The sequence below is a fragment of the Nocardia sp. FBN12 genome, from assembly GCF_050320175.1.
GTDB lineage: Bacteria > Actinomycetota > Actinomycetes > Mycobacteriales > Mycobacteriaceae > Nocardia.
Map to the genome: position 1 here is coordinate 5,760,525 of NZ_CP190048.1, position 23,471 is coordinate 5,783,995.

18 protein-coding genes are annotated in these 23,471 nt (G+C 68.8%); 9 read left to right on the plus strand and 9 right to left on the minus strand.

From position 1 onward, the window contains the following. Positions 1-45: 45 nt before the first annotated feature. Positions 46-1,077 (minus strand): phosphogluconate dehydrogenase (NAD(+)-dependent, decarboxylating), encoded by a 1,032-nt coding sequence (gene gnd, locus ACQHI0_RS27255; RefSeq protein WP_427904643.1) that lies wholly within the window; start codon positions 1,075-1,077, stop codon positions 46-48. A 301-nt stretch (positions 1,078-1,378) separates the two neighbouring features. Here gnd and ACQHI0_RS27260 point away from each other — a divergent pair, with 301 nt between their 5' ends. Further along, complete coding sequence (locus ACQHI0_RS27260; protein WP_427904644.1) at positions 1,379-3,235, plus strand: VanW family protein; 1,857 nt, start codon at positions 1,379-1,381, stop codon at positions 3,233-3,235. A gap of 60 nt (positions 3,236-3,295) precedes the next feature. Here the strand turns inward: ACQHI0_RS27260 and ACQHI0_RS27265 are convergent, their stop codons facing one another. The 3 genes from ACQHI0_RS27265 to ACQHI0_RS27275 all read right to left on the minus strand — a co-directional run bounded on the left by ACQHI0_RS27265 (position 3,296) and on the right by ACQHI0_RS27275 (position 6,575). Next, complete coding sequence (locus ACQHI0_RS27265) at positions 3,296-4,597, minus strand: DUF5685 family protein (RefSeq protein ID WP_427904645.1); 1,302 nt, start codon at positions 4,595-4,597, stop codon at positions 3,296-3,298. A 113-nt stretch (positions 4,598-4,710) separates the two neighbouring features. Further along, positions 4,711-5,310: a TetR/AcrR family transcriptional regulator gene (locus ACQHI0_RS27270; RefSeq protein WP_266294419.1), complete on the minus strand. Its 600-nt coding sequence runs from the start codon at positions 5,308-5,310 to the stop codon at positions 4,711-4,713. 86 nt (positions 5,311-5,396) lie between these two features. Then, a complete protein-coding gene (locus ACQHI0_RS27275) occupies positions 5,397-6,575 on the minus strand; it encodes a glycoside hydrolase family 3 N-terminal domain-containing protein (protein WP_427904646.1) in 1,179 nt (392 codons plus the stop codon). A gap of 115 nt (positions 6,576-6,690) precedes the next feature. Between ACQHI0_RS27275 and ACQHI0_RS27280 the strand changes: the two genes are divergently transcribed. From ACQHI0_RS27280 to ACQHI0_RS27295, 4 genes are all read left to right on the plus strand, one after another. Next, a complete protein-coding gene (locus ACQHI0_RS27280) occupies positions 6,691-7,158 on the plus strand; it encodes a universal stress protein (RefSeq protein WP_378920419.1) in 468 nt (155 codons plus the stop codon). 66 nt (positions 7,159-7,224) lie between these two features. Continuing rightward, positions 7,225-8,322, plus strand: a complete 1,098-nt coding sequence (locus ACQHI0_RS27285; protein ID WP_427904647.1) for an isochorismate synthase — start codon at positions 7,225-7,227, stop codon at positions 8,320-8,322. Positions 8,323-8,388: 66 nt separating this feature from the next. After that, a complete protein-coding gene (locus ACQHI0_RS27290) occupies positions 8,389-8,559 on the plus strand; it encodes a DUF2613 domain-containing protein (RefSeq protein ID WP_022566695.1) in 171 nt (56 codons plus the stop codon). Then, entirely contained in the window at positions 8,540-13,015 is a 4,476-nt protein-coding gene (locus ACQHI0_RS27295) for an alpha-(1->3)-arabinofuranosyltransferase domain-containing protein (RefSeq protein ID WP_427909310.1), read from the plus strand. The genes ACQHI0_RS27290 and ACQHI0_RS27295 overlap by 20 nt, the downstream gene beginning before the upstream one ends. A 7-nt stretch (positions 13,016-13,022) precedes the next feature. Here ACQHI0_RS27295 and ACQHI0_RS27300 read toward each other — a convergent pair whose 3' ends face one another. Continuing rightward, positions 13,023-14,204, minus strand: coding sequence for an acyltransferase family protein (locus ACQHI0_RS27300; RefSeq protein ID WP_427904648.1), 1,182 nt, complete (start codon positions 14,202-14,204; stop codon positions 13,023-13,025). A 146-nt stretch (positions 14,205-14,350) separates the two neighbouring features. Between ACQHI0_RS27300 and ACQHI0_RS27305 the strand changes: the two genes are divergently transcribed. Further along, a complete protein-coding gene (locus ACQHI0_RS27305; protein ID WP_427904649.1) occupies positions 14,351-15,541 on the plus strand; it encodes a DUF3068 domain-containing protein in 1,191 nt (396 codons plus the stop codon). Positions 15,542-15,609: 68 nt separating this feature from the next. Here the strand turns inward: ACQHI0_RS27305 and ACQHI0_RS27310 are convergent, their stop codons facing one another. Then, entirely contained in the window at positions 15,610-16,833 is a 1,224-nt protein-coding gene (locus ACQHI0_RS27310; protein ID WP_427904650.1) for a polysaccharide biosynthesis protein, read from the minus strand. A gap of 293 nt (positions 16,834-17,126) precedes the next feature. Between ACQHI0_RS27310 and ACQHI0_RS27315 the strand changes: the two genes are divergently transcribed. Then, positions 17,127-19,100 carry a hypothetical protein gene (locus ACQHI0_RS27315; RefSeq protein WP_427904651.1) on the plus strand — a complete coding sequence of 658 codons (1,974 nt, stop codon included), beginning with the start codon at positions 17,127-17,129 and terminating at the stop codon, positions 19,098-19,100. Here the strand turns inward: ACQHI0_RS27315 and ACQHI0_RS27320 are convergent. Beyond that, the gene (locus ACQHI0_RS27320; protein ID WP_427904652.1) at positions 19,069-20,235 is read right to left on the minus strand and encodes a glycosyltransferase family 4 protein; all 1,167 of its coding nucleotides are present in this window, start codon (positions 20,233-20,235) and stop codon (positions 19,069-19,071) included. The two genes, ACQHI0_RS27315 and ACQHI0_RS27320, sit on opposite strands and share 32 nt — an antisense overlap. A 235-nt stretch (positions 20,236-20,470) precedes the next feature. Here ACQHI0_RS27320 and ACQHI0_RS27325 point away from each other — a divergent pair, with 235 nt between their 5' ends. Next, entirely contained in the window at positions 20,471-21,271 is an 801-nt protein-coding gene (locus ACQHI0_RS27325) for a class I SAM-dependent methyltransferase (protein WP_427904653.1), read from the plus strand. Here ACQHI0_RS27325 and ACQHI0_RS27330 read toward each other — a convergent pair whose 3' ends face one another. Continuing rightward, a complete protein-coding gene (locus ACQHI0_RS27330; protein ID WP_427904654.1) occupies positions 21,272-21,538 on the minus strand; it encodes a hypothetical protein in 267 nt (88 codons plus the stop codon). 241 nt (positions 21,539-21,779) lie between these two features. On the opposite strand from ACQHI0_RS27330, the gene ACQHI0_RS27335 reads away from it, so the two are divergent. Continuing rightward, positions 21,780-23,228: an aldehyde dehydrogenase gene (locus tag ACQHI0_RS27335; protein WP_427904655.1), complete on the plus strand. Its 1,449-nt coding sequence runs from the start codon at positions 21,780-21,782 to the stop codon at positions 23,226-23,228. A gap of 51 nt (positions 23,229-23,279) precedes the next feature. Here the strand turns inward: ACQHI0_RS27335 and ACQHI0_RS27340 are convergent, their stop codons facing one another. After that, entirely contained in the window at positions 23,280-23,459 is a 180-nt protein-coding gene (locus tag ACQHI0_RS27340) for a hypothetical protein (RefSeq protein ID WP_410871358.1), read from the minus strand. Between the last annotated feature and the right edge of the window lie 12 nt (positions 23,460-23,471).

Below are 23,471 nucleotides of genomic sequence, written 5' to 3' on the forward strand. Positions count from 1 at the left end.
CGGCCTTCCTACGTGCGGAAAGACCGGTTGCAGGTGTCAAGGGGGCTATATCTGCGGCAGCTCGTTGTGGCCGCCGAACGCCTTCCTCATGGCTGAGAGCATTTTGTCGGCGTAGAGGGCCTGGCCTCGGGAGGAGAAGCGCTGGTAGAGGGCAGCGGAGAGCACCGGGACCGGGACGGCGGTGTCGATGGCGGCGTCGATCGTCCAGCGACCCTCGCCGGAGTCGGAGACGCGGCCACCGTAGGAATCCAGGTCGGGGTCGGCGACCAGGGCCGATGCGGTGAGATCGAGGAGCCAGGAGGCCACGACCGAGCCGCGGCGCCACACCTCGGTGATGGCCGGGATGTCCAGGTCGTACATGTAGTACTCGGGGTGCTCCATCGGCGTCTCCTCGGCGGAGTGCTCACCGTGCAGATACGCCGAGCCCGCGTTGGCGTGCTTCAGGATGTTGAGACCCTCGGCGTAGGCGCCCATAGCGCCGTATTCGATGCCGTTGTGCACCATCTTCACGAAGTGGCCCGCACCGTGCGGACCGCACAGCAGATAGCCCTTCTCGGCCTGCGACGGCTCACCGGTGCGGCCGGGGGTGCGCGGGGCAGACTCATAACCGGGGGCGATGGTCGCCAGCAGCGGCTCGAGGTAGTCGACCTGGGCCTGGTTGCCACCGATCATCAGGCAGTAGCCGCGCTGCAGACCGAACACGCCACCCGAGGTGCCGATGTCGAGGTAGTGAATACCCTTGGGCTCCAATGCCTTCGCGCGCTTGATGTCCTCGTGGTAGCGGCTGTTGCCGCCGTCGATGATGATGTCGCCCGGCTCGAGCAGCTCGGCGACGTCCTCGATCACCTTGCCGGTGGCGCCGGCGGGGATCATCACCCACACCACGCGGGGCGCCTCGAGCCTGCCGATGAACTCGGCCAGGTCGGTCGTGCCGCTGAATTTGTCACCCAGCTCGGCTTCCAGCTCGGGAATCAGCCCTTGGTGGCGTTCGTACCCGACGGCGGAGTGCCCGTCACGCACGATGCGGCGCACGATATTGGCGCCCATCCGGCCGAGGCCGATCATTCCCAGCTGCATCAGTTCTCCTCGTAGTCCGGTCGTGGTGTCGAGTCTCACCCTGATTGTCTCGCGAGGTGGGCAGCCGTCGCGGGGCGGCGCCACCGGGTTCACCGAAATTCTTCCGAATGGGCTGTAACGCCCCGCTCGGGGGCCCGATAAACAGATCGGCTCCGTGTAGTTGCCAGACCCCCGACCCGGCAACTACACGGAGCCTTTCTGTTGCCGACAGCCGGTTGCCGAGCTGCCGAGCGCGCCGATGCGCGTTACCCTCGGGCCGGACCCCGCAAACATTCGGGGCCAACCTAACGGAAGGACCTCCGTGCCCAGCGAGTCGACCGCCGGACAACCGGCCGACCGAAGGGGCGAGGTCGGATTACGCAAGTTGCTCGAATCAAATCGCACTTTCGATCCGGACACCACCGCCCTGACCCAGCCCCTCAGCACTGTGACCCGCGACCGCTGGTCGCCCACTCCCGGCCCGGCACCACAGCCGCCGGCCCCGCCCGCCAACCAGCAGCTGGTCAAGCGGATCGGGATCGCGGTCGGCGCCGTGCTGGCCGTCGGTACCGCCGCCTACCTGGCCGACCTCGCGTTGAGCTCGGGTGAGGTGGCGCGTGGCGTCGTCGTCGCCGGGGTCGACATCGGCGGGATGGATCAGGCCGAGGCCGACGCCCTGCTGCACTCCGAGCTCGGACCCAAGGCCGAACGACCGCTACCCGTGCGGATCGGCGACGTGCAGGCCAGCCTGGTGCCCGCCGCCGCAGGCCTGTCGGTGGACTACGACCGCACCTGGGACGCCGTCGGCAGCCAGCCGTTGAACCCGGTGAGCCGACTGCTCTCGCTGTTCGGCACCCGCGAGGTACCGGTCTCGAGCACGGTTGACACCGCCGCCCTCGACGCACAGCTCGAGAGTTTCCGCGCCCACGACAATCCGACCGTCGAGGGCACGGTGCGGTTCGAGAACGGCAGGCCCGTCGCGGTCGCGCCGGTACCGGGCCGAGTGCTCGACACCGAGGCCGCGCGCGCCACCATCACCGACCGCTGGGCCGCGAGCAGCCAACTGGACCTGCCCGTGGTGGCCGCGCCGGTCGCCGTACGTACCGATGCGGTGCAGGCGGCGTTGCGCGATATCGCGACCCCAGCGGTGGCGTCACCGATCGTCCTGGCCGGCAAGGACATTCAGGTCGCGCTGACGCCCGATCAGATCGCCGACGTGCTCGGGTTCGTGCCCGACGGCAACGGCGGGCTGGCACCGCAGATCAACAATGACGCCGTCATCGCCTTGCTCGCACCGCAATTGGCGCCGTCCGAGGTAGAACCCAAGGACGCCACCTTCACGGCAGGCGCCGGTAAGCCCACCGTGGTGCCTTCCGTGGTCGGTGAGAAGGTCGACTGGCCCAAGACGCTGGAGAAGCTGCCCGCCCTGCTCACGGCGCCGGGCCCGCGCACCAGCCCGGTGGTGTATCAGCGCATCGAGCCCAAGCTCACCACCGAGGCCGCGAACGCGCTCGGGGTCAACGAGATGATCGGCCAGTTCACCACCGGTGGCTTCAGCGGGCCCTCCGGAGTGAACATCCGCACGGTCGCCGCGAAGGTCGACGGAGCGGTGATCAAGCCGGGAGATACGTTCTCGCTCAACGAGTTCACCGGTCCGCGCACCGCCGCGGAAGGTTATGTCGAGTCCGGCATCATCGACAAGGGCAGGCCGAGTACCGCGGTCGGCGGCGGCATCAGCCAGTTCGCCACCACGCTCTACAACGCGGCCTACTTCGCCGGGATGGAAGACGGCGGGCACACCGAGCACAGCTACTACATCTCGCGCTACCCGGCCGCGCGCGAGGCGACCGTGTTCGACGGTGCGATCGATCTGGCGTTCCGCAATACCGCCACGACCGGTGTCTACATTCAGACCGTGGCCACCGGATCCGAGATCACCGTGCGGTTGTGGGGCACCAAAACCGTGAACGTGGAATCGATTACGGGCGAGAAGTCGAAGCCGACCGAGCCCAATGAGGTAGTGCTGCCCAAGGGTAAGGACTGCATCGCCTCCGAGGGTGCGCCCGGCTTCACCATCTCCGACACCAGGGTGATCACCGACGCCAAGTCCGGTGCGCAGGTGTCGCGGCATACCCGGACCGTGAAGTACGACCCGATCCCGGTCGTCAAGTGCGAGTAGGGATTCGACGGTAAGAGGCTCGCGCGGTCGGCGATTTCGCCACCGCGCGAGCCTTTTTCGTCAGCAGCTGCAATCGCAACCGCAGCTGTCGCAACCGCAACCGCTGCAGCAACCGTCCTCGCCGCAGCAACCACCGCAGCACTCACCGCAATCGCAGCAACTACCGCAATCGCAGCGCTTGGCCCAGGCATCCTTTTTCTCGCCGGTACACGGGCTGGTGTGGTCGAAACAGCAGGCCAGGCCGGTGCAATAGATGCCCATGACCACACCGAGCGTCTCGAGCGGACCTGGCCGGTTCGGTCGCTGTCCGGGCGGGGACGGGAATTCGTACGGCGAACGCTGTTGCGCCGTAGCGGAAGTGCGGCAGACGTGGCCGACCGCGATACCCAGACCCTTGCCGAGGTTTCGCAGCAGACTCGCCAGCGGATCGAGCAGCGCCCAGCGCACGGTCGGCAGCTGGTCGAGTTCGGCCTCGGCCGCGACCTGCCGAATGCGGGACTCGCTCTCGCGCAACAGATCATAGGCGCGGGGCATGTCGGTGCCGGTGGCCTCCAGCGGATTGAAACGGCCGCGTGCTCGGTCGCGCTCGAGGTCTTCGATGGCGTCGGCCAGATGGGCGATACGACCGACATGGCGTCCGATCTCCTGCAGGGCCGCAACGTTTTCCGGTCGACCGGCCAGCGTCGCGGTGTGACCGAAGAGAGTGGCGGCACAGAGCTGCGTCGGCCCGGTGAGTTCATCGAGAGTGATCACTTCGACCATCGACGGCGACAAATCCTGCCGTGCCCCCAGTGAATCGGACGCATCGATCGCAGCCGGAGGTGTCGGATCGGACGCACCAACGGCGGCCGAGACTGCGCGCAGTTCGGTCGACGACCGCGCCGCGCGCGCTTCCACAGCGCCCTGTGTGGCGATCGCCGCGAGCAACGGTGCTACATCGAGGCCGATCTGTGCGGCCTGCTGCTGCGCCCGTGCCGCCCAGGTGCCCGAAACCTTGCGCATCGGTCGGCGGGCGAAGGCGGAGGCGTCACCGTCCTCGACATGATCGCCAATCTTGGCCGCCCCCAGCAACAGTGACGCCGTGGCAGCCAGCTGCACCCCCGGCGCGTTCGCCGCGACCACCGAAGCGCGCTTCATCCCACGCAGCGGACACGGACCGGCGGTCGTACGCGCACCGGCCCCCGCCTGTGCCTCGGTGAGCACGCTGAGCACGATCGCATCGGTATTCGTCGCGGCACGGGCCAACTGGCCGTGCCCGTCACGCAGACCCAGACACAGCCCACACATATGTGCTTGCCACTGCCCCGGATCGATGCCGTATTTCGCCGCACCGTGCGCACACGGCTTCAACACACCGAACACTGATACCCCGTCTGCTGTAACGCCTGTCGAGCTCAGGCGCACATGGCCTGAGCGAAAGGCGCTCCGAACGCCTGACCCTGCACCCTCGCAGCCAGACGAGACGACCGCAACCGCTACTCGGCCTTCTTTCGACCGGCCAGACCGCGCCAGGCGAGATCGTCGAGCAGGTCGACGGCCTCCGCCACTTCGATCCGGCCGCTCGCGACCCGGTCGGCGATGGCCTCGCCCGCGCCGATCACCGCCGCGGCGACAACCTCGAAATTGGTTCCCGGGTCGGCGTTCTTGGCGCTGGATTCCAGCAGTTTCGCGGTGAGTTCGATGACGCGCTCACGGGCGTTGTCGATTTCGGAGGCGAAGGTTTGCTGCCCGATCGCCTGGCGGTAGAGGACCTGCCAGGACTGCCGATTGCGGTCGACGAAATCGAGGAAACCCTCGAGCGCGGTGCGGACCTGCTCGTGCGGGGTCAGCTGCGGGTTGCCCGCGGGCGCGACGGCCTCGATGAAACGTAAGCCCTCGCGCTGGATGCAGGCGCGGAACAGCTCGTCCTTGGAGCCGTAGTACAGGTAGAGCATGGGTTTGGAGATCTTCGCCTCGGCGGCGATGGCATCCATCGACGTGTCGTGGAAGCCCTTGCGCGCGAACACCTCGACGGCGGCATCGAGCATCTGCTGCTCACGAACCGCCCGGGGAAGTCGCTTGGTCCCGCCTGCCATCCACTCTCCTACCGCAGGGTGAACCACCTATCTTACTCCAAGGTAAGTTCACCCGCGCTCATTTGCCGCACAGTCGCCGGGAGCGATCAGCAGCCCAGCGCTACGCCCTTGTAGCGCGCCATCCGCAGCACGGAAGCGTCGACCCGGTCGGCGGGCAGTTTGCCACTAGCCACCGACTGTTCCAAACGGTCGAGCACCTGGGGCACCGCATCGGTGCTGATCCACAGGGCATTGTCGGCGCCGGCGACGAGGGTGGCCTCGACCGCGTCGGCGATGGACATGCGGGCGGTGATGGCGGCCATGCCGCTGAGATCGTCGGTGAAGATCGGGCCGTTGAACGGCGGGGCACCGTAGCCCTTGCCCTCACGCAGCAGCGACATCGCGGCCGGGCTGATGCTGGCGGGCACGTCGGGCTCGGTGAGGCCGGGGACGTCGAGGTGGCCGACCATCACCGCCGCGCCGGAGTTCACCAGGTCGCGGAACGGCACCAGGTCGGTGTTCTGCATCTGGTCGATCGGCGGGGTGGTGACGGCACCGGTGTGCGAGTCGCCGGAGCCGGAGCCGTGGCCGGGGAAGTGCTTGATGACCGAGCCGAGGCCCACTTCGTTGGACGCGCGAATGTAGGCGCCGGCGAATTCGGAGACGACCTTCGGGTCGTCGCTGAAGGAGCGATCACCGATCACGCTGTCGGCGGGCTGGCCGCTCACATCGACATCGGGCGCGAAATCGACGGTGATGCCGACATCCTTGAGCGCCTGCGACCTGGTCAGCGTGAATTGGTAGAACTGCTCGGGAGTCTGGGTCTGCGCGATCTCGCGGGCCGACGGCGCGGTGCCGATCACGTTCTTGGCGCGCGAGACACGCCCGCCCTCCTCGTCGATGGTCACCATCAGCGGCACCTTGGCCTGTGCCTTCACCGCGTCGAGGGCGGTCTTGTCCAGCAGGCTCGGATCGGTCCAGCTGCCGACGAAGATGCCGCCGACCTGCTCGGAACTCACCACATTCGACGCGTCCGCCGAACCGGTGATGCCGACCGTCAGCAGCTGGGCGAGCTTCTCGCGCTGGGAGAGTTTCGCGAGATAGTCCGCGCCGCAATCGTTCTGGACCGGCGTAGCCGATGGTGGCGCACCCGACTCGCCGGGAGCAGCCGAAGACGGGACCCCCGAGCTACTCGCCGCGGGCGTCGTCTCGGTCGACGACCCTCCCGAACAGGCGGTGGCAACGGCGGCGAGGACTGCGAACACGACCACAGGCGATTTCCGCATGCGCTCCACGGTAGCCCGCTCCCGGCGCGAACCCCACTACCGGAGTTCGGATTGATATACCCCTGACGGGGGTAACCTGAGGGAAAAGCCGCTCCGACCAGCGCAGGAGGTCGTCATGGCATGCGATCGGATGCTCATCGCCTACGACGGTTCCGAACACGCCAAACGAGCCATCGAGTACGCCGGGCGGTTCCTGACCGCCGAACGCGCGATTCTGCTCACCGCATGGGAACCGATGGTGCGCCAGGCCGCGCGCATCTCGGGGCTCGCCGGGGTGATGCAGCCGGACTGGGTGCCCGACGAGGAGGTGGAGGACATCGCCTACTCCGACGCCCGCAAGATCAACGCGGAGGGCGTGCACCTGGCGAAACTGGCCGGGATCGACGCCGAACCGCGCACCGCCGAGTGCACAACCACGATCTGGAACGCCATCGTGGACTGCGCCGATGAGCTCGATGTCGACATCATCGTCGCCGGTACGCGCGGGTCGACGGGGTTGCGGGCGCTGTTGCACAGCAGTGTGGCCGAGGCCGTGCTCAAGCACGGGCATCGGCCGGTCTTCCTGGTTCCACCCGAGCAGTAGCTCGACTGAGAGTTCGGTCGCTCCGCGGGTTCGGATCGCCGGCGGCGGCGTTATGGTCGAAGCACCATGAACGGATTCCTGCTCGCTCGACCCGACGCGGTGTTGCGCACGTCAGGGGTGCGCGCGAGCTATTCCGATCCGCGGCAGGCGGTCGAGGCGCTGCGTCAGACGACGGCCCCGAAGTTGATCGTCGGCGCGCTCCCGTTCGATCCCCGCGAGGCGGCCGCGCTCTGGCAGCCCGAGAGCGTGCTGCACACCGCGGGACCTTGGCGGCCCGCCGCGCTGCCGGAGTTGCCGGGCGTGCGGGTGGTAGCCGAGATGCCAAGTGCGGCAGAACATGTGGCCAGGGTGACGAAGCTGGTCGAGCAACTCGGTGACCCCGCGAACGACCTGCGCAAGGTGGTGGCCGCCCGATCGATAGTGCTCGAGGCCGACGCCCCGCTCGACCTCGATGTGCTGGCCGGACACCTGCTGACCAGGCATCCGAATGCATCCGTGTACGCGGTCGACCTGTCCGCGGCGGGGCGCGCGGGCGAGACGCTCGTCGGCGCGACGCCCGAAGTACTGGTCGCGCGGCACGGCGATCGGGTGAGCTTGCGTCCGCTGGCCGGCACGCTCCCCCGTCTCGCCGATCCCGCGGACGACGCGGCACAGGCGCGAGAACTGTTGTCCAGCACCAAGAATCATGCCGAACACGCATATGTGATCGACTGGATCCGCGAGCAGCTGACACCTGTCTGCGCGGAGCTGCGCATCCCCGACGCGCCCGAACTCCTCAGCACCGAACAGGTCTGGCACCTGGCCACGCCCATCCACGGCGTGCTGCGCGACCCGTCGACCACGGCCCTCGACCTCGCGCTCCGGCTGCACCCCACCCCCGCCGTCAACGGCACCCCGTTCGCCGCCGCACTCGACGCCATCGCCACCGACGAACCGTGGCGCGGGTTCTACGGCGGCGCGGTGGGCTGGTGTGGCGACGACGGCGACGGTGAATGGGTCGTGGCGATCCGCGGCGGCGAACTGTCGGCCGATCGGCGCGTCCTGCGAGCCAGTGCGGGTGGCGGGATCGTGGCGGCCTCCGATCCGCGGGCCGAGCTGGCCGAAACGACGGCCAAACTTCGCACCTTGCTCGGCGCCCTGCGTTGCGCGCTGCCCAACGACTGACCGAGGCCCGTACACCTGCTAGGTTGGCCCAGATAGGCCCCGACGTCGAGCGTATTGGAGTGCGCGATGAAGTTTGCTGTTCCGGCTGTTGCCAGCGCGGTCGGCGGCGCCCTGCTGAGCGCGATCGCCGTCTTCGCGATCACGGCAGCGGTGCAGCAGAACACGGCACCTTCGATCGACCGCAGCGGTGACAAAGACTCCTCGCTGCTCAACGCCCCTGAATACGGCAGCCGCTGAGGGAGGCGCCCGCGCGTCGCGCCCCGCATCGGGGCAACCGGACAAGGCGCCACTGAGTTGGCGCTGGCTCGTCGGCTCGGTAGTAGCCGCCTTCGTACTGACCTTCGCGCAGGCGCCCGGCCTCACCGTCGCCGACACCAAGTACGACCTCGCCGAGAACCCACTGGGGTTCCTCGCGCGGGCGTCGCATCTGTGGAACAGCCAGGCCACCATGGGCCAGGTCCAGAATCAGGCCTACGGCTACTTCTTCCCGCACGGCGCCTTCTTCTCCGCGGGCCACATTCTGCACCTGCCCGCGTGGGTCACCCAGCGCGTCTGGTGGGCGCTGCTGCTGCTCGCCGGGTTCTGGGGAATCGTCAAGCTGTGCGAAACGCTCGGCATCGGCTCGCGCGGGTCACGTGTCATCGCGGGCATCGCGTTCGCCTTGTCGCCGCGGGTGCTCACGACGCTCGGCTCGATCTCCTCGGAAACGCTGCCGATGATGCTGGCGCCGTGGGTTCTGCTCGCGCCTGCCGCACTCGGTGTGGCGATAAAGGGGCGCGTGGCTCGGGCTGGGTCGGACGACATAGATCGGACAGCCGACAGCGGAACCTCAGGCACGGCGGAGGTTCGCGACCCGGCCGGTGACGGGGCAGATCGTACGACGGCCGCGGATCAACAGAGCCGGGTCGCGTTTCGAGGTGGCCCACTCTCACCGGCCGGGAGTGCGCTAGCACTGGCGTTGATGGGGTCGGTGAACGCGGTCGCGACCGTGGCGGCGTTCCTGCCCGCCGCGCTGTGGTGGGCTTCCTACCGGCCGAATCGGCAGTGGTGGCGGTTTACCCGGGCGTGGATTCCGCTGCTGGTCCTTGCCACTTTCTGGTGGGTCGTGCCGCTGCTGTTGCTCGGGAAGGTGAGCCCGCCGTTCCTCGACTTCATCGAGTCGTCGGGGGTGACGACGCAGTGGGCCGCGTTGAGCGAGGTGCTGCGCGGGACCGACAGCTGGACGCCGTTCGTTTCGCCGGAGCGGATCGCCGGTGCGGTGCTGGTGACCCAGCCTGCCGCGGTGCTGGCGACCGGCTTGCTCGCGGCGGCGGGGATGGCCGGGCTCGCGCGGTCGTCGATTCCGTATCGGGGCCGGTTCGCGTTGATCCTGTGCGTGGGGCTGGCGGGGATCTGCGCGGGCTATGTCGGGACGCTCGGTGGGCCGTTCGCCGAATCGGTGCGGATCTTCCTCGACTCCGGCGGTGCGCCGCTGCGTAATGTGCACAAGCTCGAACCGCTGATCCGGCTGCCGCTGGTGGTTGGCCTTGCGCATCTGCTCGGTCGCGTCGCGCTGCCTGCCTCGGTGCCGATGCCGGTGTGGCGCAGCTCTTTCGCCCATCCCGAGCGTGATCGGGTCGTCGCGGTCGCCGCGCTGGTTCTGGCCGCGCTCACCCTCGCGACCTCACTGGCGTGGACCGGTCGACTCGCCCCGCGCGGTGCCTACGACCGGGTGCCCGCCTACTGGACCGACACCGCCGACTGGCTGGCCGCCAATGCCGCCGACACCCGCGCGCTGGTCGTGCCCGGCGCGCCGTTCGGCAGTCAGATCTGGGGGCTCACCCGCGACGAACCGCTGCAAGCGTTGGCGAAAACGCCGTGGGCCGTGCGTGATTCGGTGCCGCTGAATCCGCCGGGCACGATTCGCGCGATGGATTCGGTGCAGCGGCTGATCGCCGATGGCAGACCGTCGACCGGTCTCGCCGCCACCCTGGCCGACCAGGGCATCGGAATCCTGGTGTTGCGCAACGACTTGGATCCCGAGACCTCGCGCTCGACCCGGCCGATGCTGGCGCACCGCGCGATCGAAGGGTCGCCGGGGCTGACCAAGGTGACCTCGTTCGGGGCGCCCATCGGGCCGCGCGCGGCTGATGCGGGGCTGGTCGTCGACAACGATCTGCTGCCCGCCTATCCGGCGGTCGAGATCTACCGCGTCGACGTGCCACCGCCCGGCACACCCGTCGACGTGCGCAGCGGCACCGGCGCGCCACCCGGATTCCCCGGCGCTTACACCGTCCCGCTGGACTCGACGCCGGTTGTCCAAGGGGGGCCCGAAGTTCTCGAACGGGTGCGCCGAGATGGCGAGAACCCCACGGCGCCAGTGCTTCTCGAAGCCGATGCGCGGCGGGCCGGATTACCGCCGCGGCCCACACTGCTGACCGACACCCCGATGGATCGCGAGTCCGACTTCGGCCGGGTCGACAATCACAACTCCGCGGTCCGCGCCGCCGACGACGCGCGTCGCACCCACAATCTCGTCCCCGACTACCCGGTCGACGGCGCCGAACTCGTCCAGGGCGAATGGTCGGGGGCGAAGGTCACCGCGTCCAGCTCCGCCGCCGACGCCACCCAGATCGGCGGGGCGGCGCCCGGAAGTTCGACCGCGGCCGCCGTCGACGGTGACCCGAGTACCGCATGGATCAGCAACGGGTCGGAATCCGCTCTCGGGCAATGGATCCGGCTCGATCTCGACAAGCCGATCGCCAGCGGCTCGCTGCTGTTCACCACGACCGCGGCGGCGCTGGGCGACCCGGTGAAGTGGGTCGAGGTCCGCACCTCGCGCGGGACGGTGTCGGCCCGGATCACCGAACCCGGCGAACCCGTGTCCGTCGCGCTGCCCGCGGGCAAGTCCGACTGGGTGATGATCAGTGCCGCGCGCACCGAAACCGGTACGCGTGGTGGGCAATTCGGGATCAGCGAGCTCACCCTCGACGACTACTCCAACCGCGAAGCGCCGGTGCGTGTTGACATCCGGCACCGGGTGGTGCTGCCGGATCCCGCCCCGGGCACGATTGTCAACGGGTGGGATCTCGGACAGGAATTCCCCGGGCGCGGTAACTGTTTCGACGGTCCCGACCGCGTGCACTGCAGCAAGGGGCTCGGGCTGCCCGCCGAGGAGCCCGGCATCTTCGGGCGCACGCTCGCGGTGCCGGAACCGCTCACCGTCGGCACCGACCTCACCGTGCGCACCCGGCCAGGGCCCGCGCTGGAGGCCTTGCTCACCGACCCGACCCGGCCGGTTGCCCGTGGTCAGGCCGACGTCGCCGACCTGCGCGGCGCTGCCTTCGCCGCCACCGACGGCGATCCGAAGACCACGTGGACCGCACCCGAGTCCACCGTGCGTGAACCCGCTGGCGGCAAACCCACACTGGTGCTGGAACTTCCGGAACCGACTCTGGTGACCGGGCTCGACATCACCACCGCGCTCGGCGGCTTACCCGCGACGGCCACCTCCGTCGCGGTGAACATGGGCAACGGACCGCAGATCCGCGAGCTGCCCGAACGTGAGCACGGCGAACCGGCCCGAATCTCGCTGTACCCCACCGAAACCGACCGCATCGAGATCAGCATCCAGAGCTGGAACGAGGTGCTCGACCGCACCGCGCTCGGCTTCGTCCTCAGCCAGCCCGCGGGCCTGGCCGAAGTCGAAGTGCTCGGCCCCGACTACCCGGCGCACGCCCCCGGCGACCGGCTCATCACCATCGGCTGCGACGCGGGCCCGGTGATCGCCATCGGCGGACGCGCCGTGCACACCACGATCACCGCCACCGCCGACGAACTCCGCTCGGGCGCACCGGTTTCCGCGCAACCGTGCCCCGAAGACGCCGCCGACATCGAACTCCTCCCCGGCCACCCCGACCTCACCGTCGCCCCCACCGAACTCTTCACCGTCGACCGCATCCGCCTCCCCCGCACCGACCCCTACCCGGGCGCACCGCAGAGCCAGCCCAGCGCAACCGCACCCGGTGACGCCGCCGAATCCAGAGAGGCCCCGGCGACAACACCGACCAACTCCGCCGAATCACCCGAAGCCCCGGCGACGACACCAGCCGATACCGCGCCCGAGCCCGCAAATCCGGCGCCGGGCACTCAACTGCTGGTCCTGCCGCTGAGCACCAACGTCGGCTGGCAGGCGCACACCGCCGACGGGCGGGAACTCGCACCTCTCGTCGTCGACGGTTGGCAGCAGGCGTGGCTGATTCCGCCCGGGACCAGCGGCGAGATCACGGTGTCGTTCCCGGCCGACCGCTGGTACCGGCTGGCGATCTTCGGCGGACTGTTGCTGCTGATTCCCCTTGTGCTGCTCGCGATTCCCCGGCGACGCCCGCTGGTAGACACCGGGCCCGCACCGGTCACCTGGGGTGTCCGCTGGGTCGCGGCGGTCGGGCTGACCGGCGTGATCGCTGTCATCTCCGGACCGTTCGGCGCGGCGTTCACGCTGATCGCGTTGGGCTGCGGCTATTTCCGGCCCGCGATGACAGCGCGGACCCTGCCGTGGCTCGCGGGCCTCGGGACGCTGATCTCGGCGGCGGCCCTGTCGACCGGGACCTGGCGCTCGGGCACGGAGTACATGGGCGGCTCGCTCATGGCACAGGCGCCGGCCGTCATCGCGGTCGTCGCCGTCGGAGTAGCGGCGCTGCCACGCCGCCGTTGACCACGACTCAGCGCACCGACGAGATCGATTCCGACCCGCGTTCGACGCGCGCGGTGACCCGCCGATCCCAGCGCGCGGCCCAGCTGCGGGCCGGTTCCTCGATCAGGGCGAAGCTCGCGGCCGCGAGTGGGAGGGTCAGCGCGGTGGTCAGGATGATCACGTAGAGGAAGTGCCCGTTGAAGGGGACGATGCCGAAGACCGGGAAGACCACGGTGAGCACCACCAGGTGCCACAGGAAGATCCCGTAGGACCAGCGCCCGAGGATCGCGGCGGTTCTCGATTCCAGCCAGCGGTTGGTGGCGCCGGGCCGGCGGATCACCAGGGGGGCGAGCAGGCCGAAGCCGATGATCATGCCGAGCACCATCTTCATCGCGTACTGCCACGGTTGGGCGCGTTCGAGGCCGGCCGGGCCGCCGAATTCGGTCGCCGAGAGCAGGAACGCCGCCAGTGCCAGCGCCCACATCAACGGCTGATTCGACAGCAGGCGGGCCCATCGCACGTCCGGTCGCACCAGGTAGATCAGTTCCGCGAGAATCATGCCCGCCGCGAACCAGGGCAGGTAGCCGGGCAGCCAGTTGTCGGCGTGGATCGCGTCGGGCGTCGGGACGGGCCACAGATTCCACGTCAGAGACACCGCGACCAGCCCGCACAGCACCGGCACCCGCCACCGGGCCGCGGAACCGCGCAGTCGCACGACCAGCCATGCCAGCAGCGGCAACACCAGGTAGAAGGCCATCTCCACCGAAAGGCTCCACATCTGGGTGAGCCCATCGGTCAAGGTCAGCGGCACGAACACCTGCAGCAGAAACAGATTCGACACCCACACCCGCAGGTTCGCCGAATGCGCCGCGCCGGGCAGCAACACCAGCACGAACACCACGACCACCCAGTACGCGGGCATCACCCTGGCCACCCGGTGCAGCAGGTAGCGCGAGGTCCTCGGCGCGCGGCCGAGTCCGTGCGCGGCGGCCGCGTGCGGACGCCACAGCAGGAAACCCGACAGCGCGAAGAAGATCGCGACCGCCATATCGAAGCGTTCCAGGAGCGGGCCGAGGACCGGTGTCCGGCTCGTTCCGGTCTGGAACGCGACGTGGGTGACCAGCACACCGAGCGCCGCCATACCGCGCATCCCTTCGAGGGCGGGAATGAAGGTGCGCGGTGGCGGAACGGGGGCGGTGGCGGTCGTCATCGAGGTCCAGTCTGCCGTGTCGGCGATTTCCACGGCACAGCACCGCACCTTCGGGGCCTGGGCTGTTAGTGTCGGGGCTCACGAGCGCCTGTGGTGCAATACCAGACCAGTGGGCCATCCGTGTCCGAACGACGAGGAGAGTTTGCATGGCACTGAGTGCCGGTACCAGAAGAACGGTCGCCTGCGTGCTCGTGGGTCTGGGCGCGGCATTACTCGTCGCCGCGCTGATGATCCCCACCTACACGGTGAGCAAAGTCGCCAAGACTCCACTCGACCTCGAGATCACCACGATCGCGGAGAATCAGCCGGGCGAGGACAGCCTCGTGCTCGACTCCAAGTCGCTGACCTCCGGTGACGGTGCCGCCGTGGTCAACAAGGATGTGCCGCTGGTCTCCCAGCGTTTCGTCACCGTCGAGGAGCCCTCCGACGCCGACGAGATGACGCTGCAGGCCGGTCAGACGCTGCGGCGCACCGACGTGCAGGGCGACACCGGCCTGCTCACCGCCGCCATCGACCGCGTCACCATCTCGCGCACCACCGGCATGCCGGTCGACACCGACCCCAACGGGTCGATCGCGGTGACCGTGAACAAGGAAGGCAGCGTCATGGAGCCGGTGCAGCACACCGGCATCGGCTACCGCTTCCCGATCGGCACCGAGAAGAAGACCTACCCGTACTTCGACATCAACGTGCGTAAGTCCTTCGACGCGAACTTCATCGAAGAGACCGAGATCAACAGCATGAAGGTGTACCGGTTCCAGATGACCGCGCCGGTCTCCAGCACCTGGGACGTCGTGCAGTCGCCGACCAACCGGCTCACGCTGCCCGCCGCCAAGTGGGGCGTGGAGGGTGGCGACACCCCCGTCACCATGACGCGCTACTACACCAACGTGCGTGACCTGTGGGTCGAGCCGCAGACCGGCACCGTGATCAAGGGTGGGGAGTCGATCCACCTGTTCTACGCGCGTTCCGGGGACAAGCCCGAGGTGACCGCGCTGAAGTCGCACCTGGTGTTCGACGAGGCGACTGTCGAGTCGCAGATCGCGATCGCGAAGGAGAACACCGACAAGCTCTCGCTGTTCGGGCGTGTGGTGCCGATCGTGTTCGGCGTGCTCGGCGTGTTGGCGTTGCTGGCCGGGTTGTTCCTCGGACTCCGCGGAGGGAGCGCGCCGGCTCATGCGACTCCTCGGGGGTCGCGTCCGACGCCCGCGCCGTCGGCTGCGCCTGATGACACCGCGGCTACTCGGTGGGATGGGGACGACGCGCCGACTACGCAGTTCCCTCGTGGCGACTATGACGCTCCTACCGAGCAGATCGATATCGACAAGCGTCAATAGACGCACACGCTTCACGACAGCCCCGGTCTTCGGCCGGGGCTGTCGTGTTTTCCGGGCAGGCCGAGGTTTCAGTGCGGGACGGGGGCGGGGTGGGTCCGGGCTGCGCGCAGGACTACGGCGGCGACGATTGTGGTGGTGACCGCGGCTACGGAGACGGCTGTGGTGATCAGCGATTCGATGGTGCGGGCGAAGATGAGCATCAGGGTGATCTCGATGGCAAGGCCGATCCAGGTGACAGCGGCCAGGGCGGTGCGTTCGACGGCGATCGCTGACAGCAGAGCGCCCTGCAGAACCGCCAGGATCGCGCCGTGCAGCGCGAACAGCCACAGCATGCCCTGAATAGGGGCGTAGTCGGCACCGGCGAACAGGGGCGCGAGGGGGGCCGCCAGCGCGGCGCCGAGCACCGCGACCACGCCGATCACCGAGAGCACCGAAAGGGCGTCGCGGATCGCGCGAGCCGAATGGGTGGGCTGGGCCATCCGGGGATACAGCACGACGCCGACTGCTTGGGGTAGCCAGAACGCGATCTTGGTGGCGATGGTGCCCAGTGAATAGCGGCTCGCGTCGACCTCGTCCAGGACGATGCGGACCACGATCAGGTCGACCGAGGACAGCGCCATCAGCGCGGCTTGCACCTGGACGGCACGCAACACCGGCAGCACACCGACGGACTCGGCACGCTCGCGCGGCGCCGCACGGCCTTCCTCCTGCGTCAGGTCTGGCCTGGACGTCGATCGGAGCGCGGGTTCGTGCGTGCCCGCAGATTGATCCGTGGCTTGCGATCGGGCTATCCGACCGGCGATGAGCGCGGCACCGACGATGCCCGCCGCACCAGCCCACAACGCACCGGCCGCACCGCCGCCGAGGGCGAGCGCGAGCAGCGCAGGTGCCACCCGCGCCGTGCCCGCCATCGCGAGCACGGTGGCGAGCGCACGGAAGTGGTTGTCACCCTGCAGGATTCCCTGCTCGCCCGAGAGGATCACCAGCGCGGGTGCCGCACCGAGCGCGGCGGCCGCGGCCCACACGCCGACGTTCAGCACCCCGGCCACGACCGGAATCAGCACCACCGCGACCGCGGCGACCAACGCGGCGCACCGCCACATCATCGCCCGCACCGCCCGCGAGGACGCGCCGCGCACCACCTCCCTGGCGACCACGTTCTGCATGGCAAGGGCAGGGACGGCGCACAACAACTGCACCGCGAGCAAGCTCGCGAACTCGCTGTATCCCTCGACCCCCAACCAGCTCGCCGCCAGCAATTGCAGCAGGTAGCCGGCGACGTTGGCGGTCATCGCGCCAGCCGTGACCCAGGTCAGATCGGCAACGACAGGGGGGCGACGGACTGAGGACACGCCTCATCGTCGCACCTCACTGTGTTCGCCATCACGCCTACCCCGAAAATGTGAGTCCGCACGGACTCACCTCGAGCGGCTCCGCCGCGCGCAACGCCGCGACCACTGGCGTCATCGCCCGATCGGCGGGCTGCCGATCAGTTTTCTGACCGGATTCGCGCGAAGCGGGCGATTACGCCGGCGCAGGGGCTGTTCGACCCTGATGATGACAGAACGTAAGGTCCACTGACGTGATGAGTAGTGGGCGGGCAAGGGCCTTGGTGGCCGGATACTGCGCGCTTCTCACGGCGATCATCGTCGGTCCACTCGCCGGGTCGGGCTACCTGCTGCTGCGCGACGCGGTGAGCACCCCGCGCTCGTACCCCACCGATTCAGCGCTCGGCCTCGGCGCCGCCGCCCCGCGGGCCGTCCCCCAGGACGCGCTACTCGCCGCGCTCTCCCCGGTCGTCGACGGCGGAATTCTCGTGAAGGCGATCCTCATCGTCGCGCTGTGGTCGGCCGGGTACGGCGCGGCAGCGCTCGCCCGACGCTTCGTTTGCGCCGCCACCGGCGCGCAATTGGTCGCCGCGACCCTCGCACTGTGGAATCCCTTTGTCGCGGAACGCCTTCTGCAAGGACATTGGAGCCTGCTCGCCGGTTACGCTGCCCTCCCCTGGGTCGCCCTCGCCGCCACGCGCATCCGAACAGCAACCAACGACGCACACAGCGCGCACCCACCCCGTGGCACCGGCACTGTCGGCAGCTCGCGGGCATCCGAGCGCACCGACTCTGCCGAGCCGTCGAAGGCATTCGAGCGCACCGACTCCGCCGACGAGGCGGTCGCGGCCCGGCGCTTCGGGTTGGCTTGCCGCAGTGGATCTCTCGGTGGTTGGGCCGCCCTGACGGCGAGCTTCGCCGCGGCCGGGTTGACCCCGACCGGTTCGCTGCTGGCCGCTGTCATCGGGCTGGCGCTGATCGGGCGACGGGCATTTCTCCCCGCCGTCGTGCTCTGGATCGCGACCTGCGCGCCCTGGCTGACCGCGACCGCGCTCGGATCGGGGGCCGAACCGTCGGACCCGGCCGGGGTATCAGCGTTCGCGGCACGGGCCGAGCCGTGGCTCGGCACGCTCGGCAGCCTCGCCGGGCTGGGCGGGATCTGGAACGGTGAGGCCGTACCCGCGAGCCGTACGACCCCACTCGCCCTGGTCGGCACCGTATTACTGCTCGCCATCGTCGCCTGCGGAGTGCGCGCGGTGTGGGCGCTGGGGCGTGACGGGCGAGCGTTGCTGGTGATCGCGGCGGTGGCGATCGTGCTGCCCGCCCTCGGCGCGACCAGCTGGGGGCTGGCCGCCGGGGAATGGTTGGTGGTGCACGTTCCCGGCGCCGGATTGCTCCGGGATACGCAGAAATACGTGGCATTGGCGATGCCCGCGTACGCGCTGTGCGCGGCCGCCGCGTGCCGAACCGTCACCGAAGCGGCCCGCCGAATATCGGCGCACGACGCGAAGAATCCAGGTGTTGCCGACGAGCGCCAGTCTGTTCACGCTACTCAGACCGGATTTCGTGCCGCCGCAATCCTTTTCGTTCTTCTGCTCACCCTCCCGCTGGCCGACCTCGCCTGGGGAGTCGGCGGCGCCATGCGTCCCGTCCACTACCCCGCCGGCTGGCAGCAGGTCGTCGACCACATCGATGGTCCCGGCGATATCGCCGTTCTTCCCGCCGGGATGTTCCGCCGATTCCCTTACAGCGGAGCAGTTCCCGTCCTCGACCCCGCTCCCCGCATCCTCCCCAGCGACGTCCTGCAAACCGGCGAACTCCGAGTCCGCGGCTACGCGGTGGCCGGCGAGGGCAACCGCGCCCGCACAGTCGAGCAAGCACTGCTCGAAGGCGCCCCGGCCAGCGATCTAGCAGCTCTCGGCGTCGGCTGGATCCTGATCGAGCGCACCACCCCCGGGCCCCTCGGCAGCTCCGAAAACACCCTCGCCACAGCCGAATTGACGTTCCAGGACAAGGACCTGGCCCTGTACCGGATTTCCTCCCCCGCGCTTCTCGACACCGCCACCCCGTCCCAGCGCCGAGTCTCCGCCGCGGCCCACCTCCTCTGGGCGATCCTGCTCCTCACCGGACTGATCGCCGCGGCACTGCGCCCGGACCGCACGGGCAGGCGGATCGAGCGGCAGCCGGTAACCGAGTCGGCTAGACCCGGGCCGGGGAGACCAATCCGCTGACGTTGCGCCCGCGGGCGGCCGCCGCGAGGACTTCGTAAACACCGGCGCCGGTCTGTTCCCAGGAGAACTCGCCTGCTCGGGCGCGGGCCTTTTCGCCCATGACCAGCCGGGTCTCGGGGTCGGCGAGGAGCTCGGCGGCGGCGGCGGCGAGGGCGGGAGCGTCGTCGACGAGCAGGCCGGTGACGCCGTCGACGATGGAGTCGGTAAGGCCTCGGGAGCTGCGGTAACCGATCGTGGGGACGCCGTGCTGAGCGGCTTCGATGACGGCCAGGCCCCAGCCTTCCTTGCGCGAGGGCATCACGTGGACCCAGGCGGTCGAGAGGATCTCGTGTTTGCGGCGTTCGTCGACGTGGCCGTGGAAGGTGACAGCCTCGGCGATGCCGAGTGCGGCGGCGCAGTCGCGCAGGTTGGGCGCCCACCAGCCGTCGCCGATGACGTCGAGGTGCACGTCGGGGAAGCGTTCGCGCAGGTGGGCGACGGCGGTGAGCGCGTCTTCGATCTGCTTGTGCGGTACCAGCCGCGAGAGGACCGCGATGCGGGGATGGGTGGCGCGGGTAGCGTCGGCGCCGGGGACGACCTCGTCCGGGACCGGTTCGGCGCCGTTGCGGACCACCGCGATGCGCTCACGGTCCACACCGAGCACCGACAGCTCCTCGGCCGAGGGCAGCGAGACGGTGAGGTACTGATTGTCGCGGTGCACGCGCGGGGACAGCGTGGATTCGATCCACCAGCCGATCCGCCCGACCAGGCGACCGGCCACCGGCCACTGCTCGCGGTGCCCGTGATGAACCAGCACCACCGAGGGCACGCCCGTGGCGGTGGCGAAGAAGGGAATGCCGTTCTGGGTGTCGATCACGACATCGGGACGCAGGCCCTTCAGTGGGCCGAAACCGAGCCGACCGGCCACGATGGCGGCCAGCGCGCGGGGATACACGGTAAAGCGCCCACCCGCGCGACTGATGTCGATCCCGTCGATCCGCTCGCGCTTCGGCGCACCGGGATACCCGGCCGTCCGTAGGGTGACCTTGATGCCACGCGCGGCCAGCTGCGCGCCGACCTGCTCCAGATACCGCTCGCTGCCGCCACCCTGTGGGTGCCCGGTGTCACGCCAGCAGAGTAGGAGGACTTCACGCACGGTCGGGTCTCGCAATCGGTTCGGTGGCAGACAAACGTCGGCCCCCACCCTAGCGGGTGTGCTCCACGCAACACGCTCGTATCGCCAGCCCCCGCCCAGATCGCGCGATGACACCCCGGAGGCCGACCGATCACGCCCGCTTCCGGACGTGGAGACCCTCGCTTATCGCTGGTACCGGGCTCCAACTCACCCCACACCTCACGGACCGGAACGGGCTCCCAATAAACTCCTGCCCGTGTCGACCGCCACCCAGCCGAGAACCGAGCAGCCCGTCGCGCGCCGTGACCGATCCAGGTTCGCGCGCCGCGCCACCCTGCGCCGCTCGCTGCGCCTGCTCACGAGCTTCCGCTTCGAGCAGACCGACCCGGCGCGCTTCTACGGCGGCATCGCCACCGACAGCGCCGAGCTGATCAGCGACTTCTACGCCGACATCACCGGTCGCGACCTCACCGGCACCGTGGTGCTCGACGTCGGCGGCGGACCCGGCTACTTCGCCGACGAGTTCACCGCGGTTGGCGCGCGCTATGTGTCGGTGGAGCCGGACCCGTCGGAGATGCACGCGGCCGGGCTGCGGGTGTCGGGCTCGGTGCGCGGATCGGGGATGGCATTGCCGTTCCGCGACAACGCCTTCGACGTCTGCTTCTCCTCAAATGTCGCCGAGCACGTGCCGCAGCCGTGGCTGATGGCGGACGAGATGGTGCGGGTGACCAAGCCCGGCGGCCTCATCGTGTACTCGTACACGGTGTGGCACGGGCCCTTCGGTGGTCACGAGACCGGCCTCTGGCATTACGTCGGTGGCGAGTTCGCGGCCCGCCGGTACCGGCGCAAGCACGGACACGAACCGAAGAACAGGTTCGGCCGATCACTGTTCGCGGTGACGGCAGCTGACGGGTTGCGCTGGGCGGCAACGACTTCAGCCGACGTGCGGACCATTTTCCCGCGCTACCACCCGCGGTGGGCCTGGTGGCTCGTCCGAGTTCCGGTGATCCGAGAGCTACTGGTCAGCAACTTGGTAGTGGTGGCGACCAAGGACTGATCAGGCCAGCCAGCTCAAGCGCCGCGACCTCCGAATCGGCTCGGGTAACACCCTGACCCACGGCGATTCCTGAATCGCCAGGCCAACGGTCTCCAGCGTGGTCAGGCCGACCTGATCGGCCAGCGCGCCGACCATCGCAACCGCCTCAGCGGCCTGGATGGCGGCAGTCGCCTGCTCGATCGTGAGTGTGCGGCCCGGCAGGAATGAGACAACCCATCCGCCGCTACCCACACTTTTCGCTTGATGGTCGGTCTGGTCGCTGGTCATCAACGATCGGCCGATCACTTGCACAGCCATGCGTCGGTCTCCCCAATTCGCTGTTAATGTCCGATGAATCGAGCGAGCTGATCAGTAGCTAAAGCATCCACCTTTCACCAGCGGAACGCAATAGTGCGTTTCCCCGAAAAGCGAACCGACAGGTTGGAATTCACAATCTTCACAGTCGTTGCGCCGCAGCGAATTAGAACAGGTTGCAGACAATTCGCCCGCAAAACTGTAACGTGTTCTTATGCACTACGACAGTCTGTTCATCGGCGGGAAGTGGACCACCCCGGCCGGTAGTGACCGCATTTCGGTGGTCTCCCCTGCAACGGAGGAGACCGTCGGCAGCGTGCCGGCGGTAACGAACGCCGATGTCGACGCGGCGGTCGCCGCCGCGCGCGACGCGTTCGACAGCGGGCCGTGGCCATCGACGCCGCCACTGGAACGAGCGGAGGTACTCGGCAAGGTCGCCCGGCTGATCGAGCAGCGTTCGCCGGAATTGCTCGCCGCGCTCACCGCGGAGATGGGTGCGCCGACGTTAGCGGCCTTGACACTCAACCAGATTCCGGCCGTCGCGGCGTTGGACGCGATCGTCGAACTCGCGAAGACGTTCGCCTGGAACGAGACTCGAGTCGGCCTGTTCGGAACCTCGCGTGTGTCACGGGAACCGCGCGGTGTGGTTGCCGCGATCACCGCCTGGAATGTCCCGTTGTTCCTCGCCGCGAACAAGCTCGGACCCGCGTTGCTGGCCGGCTGCACCGTGGTACTCAAGCCATCGCCGCTGACTCCGTTGACCGCGAACATTCTCGCCGACATCTTCACCGAGGCGGGCCTGCCCGACGGCGTGCTCTCGGTGCTGCCCGCCGAAGCCGAGGCCAGTGAGTACCTCGCGGGCCACCCCGGCGTCGACAAGGTGACCTTCACCGGCAGCACCCCGGTCGGCCGGAAGCTGGCCGCGCTGGCCGGTGAGCAGCTCAAGACGGTGTCGCTGGAGCTCGGCGGCAAGTCGGCCGCGATCGTGCTGCCCGATGTCGACCTGGCCGCGAGCATTCCGGTGCTCGCGTTCTCCGGGCTGATGAACAGCGGTCAGGGGTGCGTCGCGCAGACGCGAATTCTCGCGCCGCGCAGTCGCTATGACGAGATCGTCGACGCCCTGGTCGCGCACGTGAAGACCATGCAGACCGGTGACCCGACCGATCCCGCGACCCAGCTCGGCCCGCTGATCAGCGAAAAGCAGCGCGACCGGGTGGAGAGCTACATCGCCAAGGGCAAGGCAGAGGGTGCTCGGCTCGTGCTCGGCGGCGGCAGGCCCGATGGCGTGGAGCGCGGCTGGTTCGTGGAGCCGACGATCTTCGCCGACGTCGACAATTCGAGCACCATCGCCCAGGAGGAGATCTTCGGTCCGGTGCTCTCGGTGATCCCGTACGAGACCGAGGACGAGGCCATCGCGATCGCCAACGACTCGGACTACGGGCTCGCCGGTTCGGTGTGGACCACCGATATCGAGCACGGCGCCGAGGTCGCGGCCCGGATCCGCACCGGTACCTTCGCGATCAACTGGTACGCCTTCGACCCGACCGCACCGTTCGGCGGCTACAAGAACTCCGGCATCGGCCGCGAGAACGGCCCCGAAGGCCTCGACGCCTTCTGCGAGCAGAAGTCCGTCCTGATGCCGATGGGCTGGACCGCCGAGTAGTCCGAGAATGCGCACGCACACCAACGCGTGCGCATCACTCTGCCGGACTTCCTAATTCTCCGGCATCAGTACCCGGAGGACAGGCTGCGCGGCTACCTCACCCCGGGCAGGTAGGTCGACGACCTCGACCCGCCAGCCCGGGGGCAGCACCCGCTCCAACCGCCCAGCCACTCGCTGCAGGGGCGTGCTCGAATAGGTGTCGGACTCGAATCCGGTCACCAGATCGGTCATGCGTCAAACCAC

Coding starts and splice junctions, on each gene's coding strand:
- ACQHI0_RS27310 (WP_427904650.1), bottom strand. CDS start 16,833: ATGACCGCCAACGTCGCCGGCTACCTGCTGCAATTGCTGGCGGCGAGC.
- ACQHI0_RS27315 (WP_427904651.1), top strand. CDS start 17,127: ATGAGTAGTGGGCGGGCAAGGGCCTTGGTGGCCGGATACTGCGCGCTT.
- ACQHI0_RS27280 (WP_378920419.1), top strand. CDS start 6,691: ATGGCATGCGATCGGATGCTCATCGCCTACGACGGTTCCGAACACGCC.
- ACQHI0_RS27305 (WP_427904649.1), top strand. CDS start 14,351: ATGGCACTGAGTGCCGGTACCAGAAGAACGGTCGCCTGCGTGCTCGTG.
- ACQHI0_RS27300 (WP_427904648.1), bottom strand. CDS start 14,204: ATGACGACCGCCACCGCCCCCGTTCCGCCACCGCGCACCTTCATTCCC.
- ACQHI0_RS27275 (WP_427904646.1), bottom strand. CDS start 6,575: ATGCGGAAATCGCCTGTGGTCGTGTTCGCAGTCCTCGCCGCCGTTGCC.
- ACQHI0_RS27340 (WP_410871358.1), bottom strand. CDS start 23,459: ATGACCGATCTGGTGACCGGATTCGAGTCCGACACCTATTCGAGCACG.
- ACQHI0_RS27335 (WP_427904655.1), top strand. CDS start 21,780: ATGCACTACGACAGTCTGTTCATCGGCGGGAAGTGGACCACCCCGGCC.
- ACQHI0_RS27270 (WP_266294419.1), bottom strand. CDS start 5,310: ATGGCAGGCGGGACCAAGCGACTTCCCCGGGCGGTTCGTGAGCAGCAG.
- ACQHI0_RS27330 (WP_427904654.1), bottom strand. CDS start 21,538: ATGACCAGCGACCAGACCGACCATCAAGCGAAAAGTGTGGGTAGCGGC.
- gnd (WP_427904643.1), bottom strand. CDS start 1,077: ATGCAGCTGGGAATGATCGGCCTCGGCCGGATGGGCGCCAATATCGTG.
- ACQHI0_RS27290 (WP_022566695.1), top strand. CDS start 8,389: ATGAAGTTTGCTGTTCCGGCTGTTGCCAGCGCGGTCGGCGGCGCCCTG.
- ACQHI0_RS27285 (WP_427904647.1), top strand. CDS start 7,225: ATGAACGGATTCCTGCTCGCTCGACCCGACGCGGTGTTGCGCACGTCA.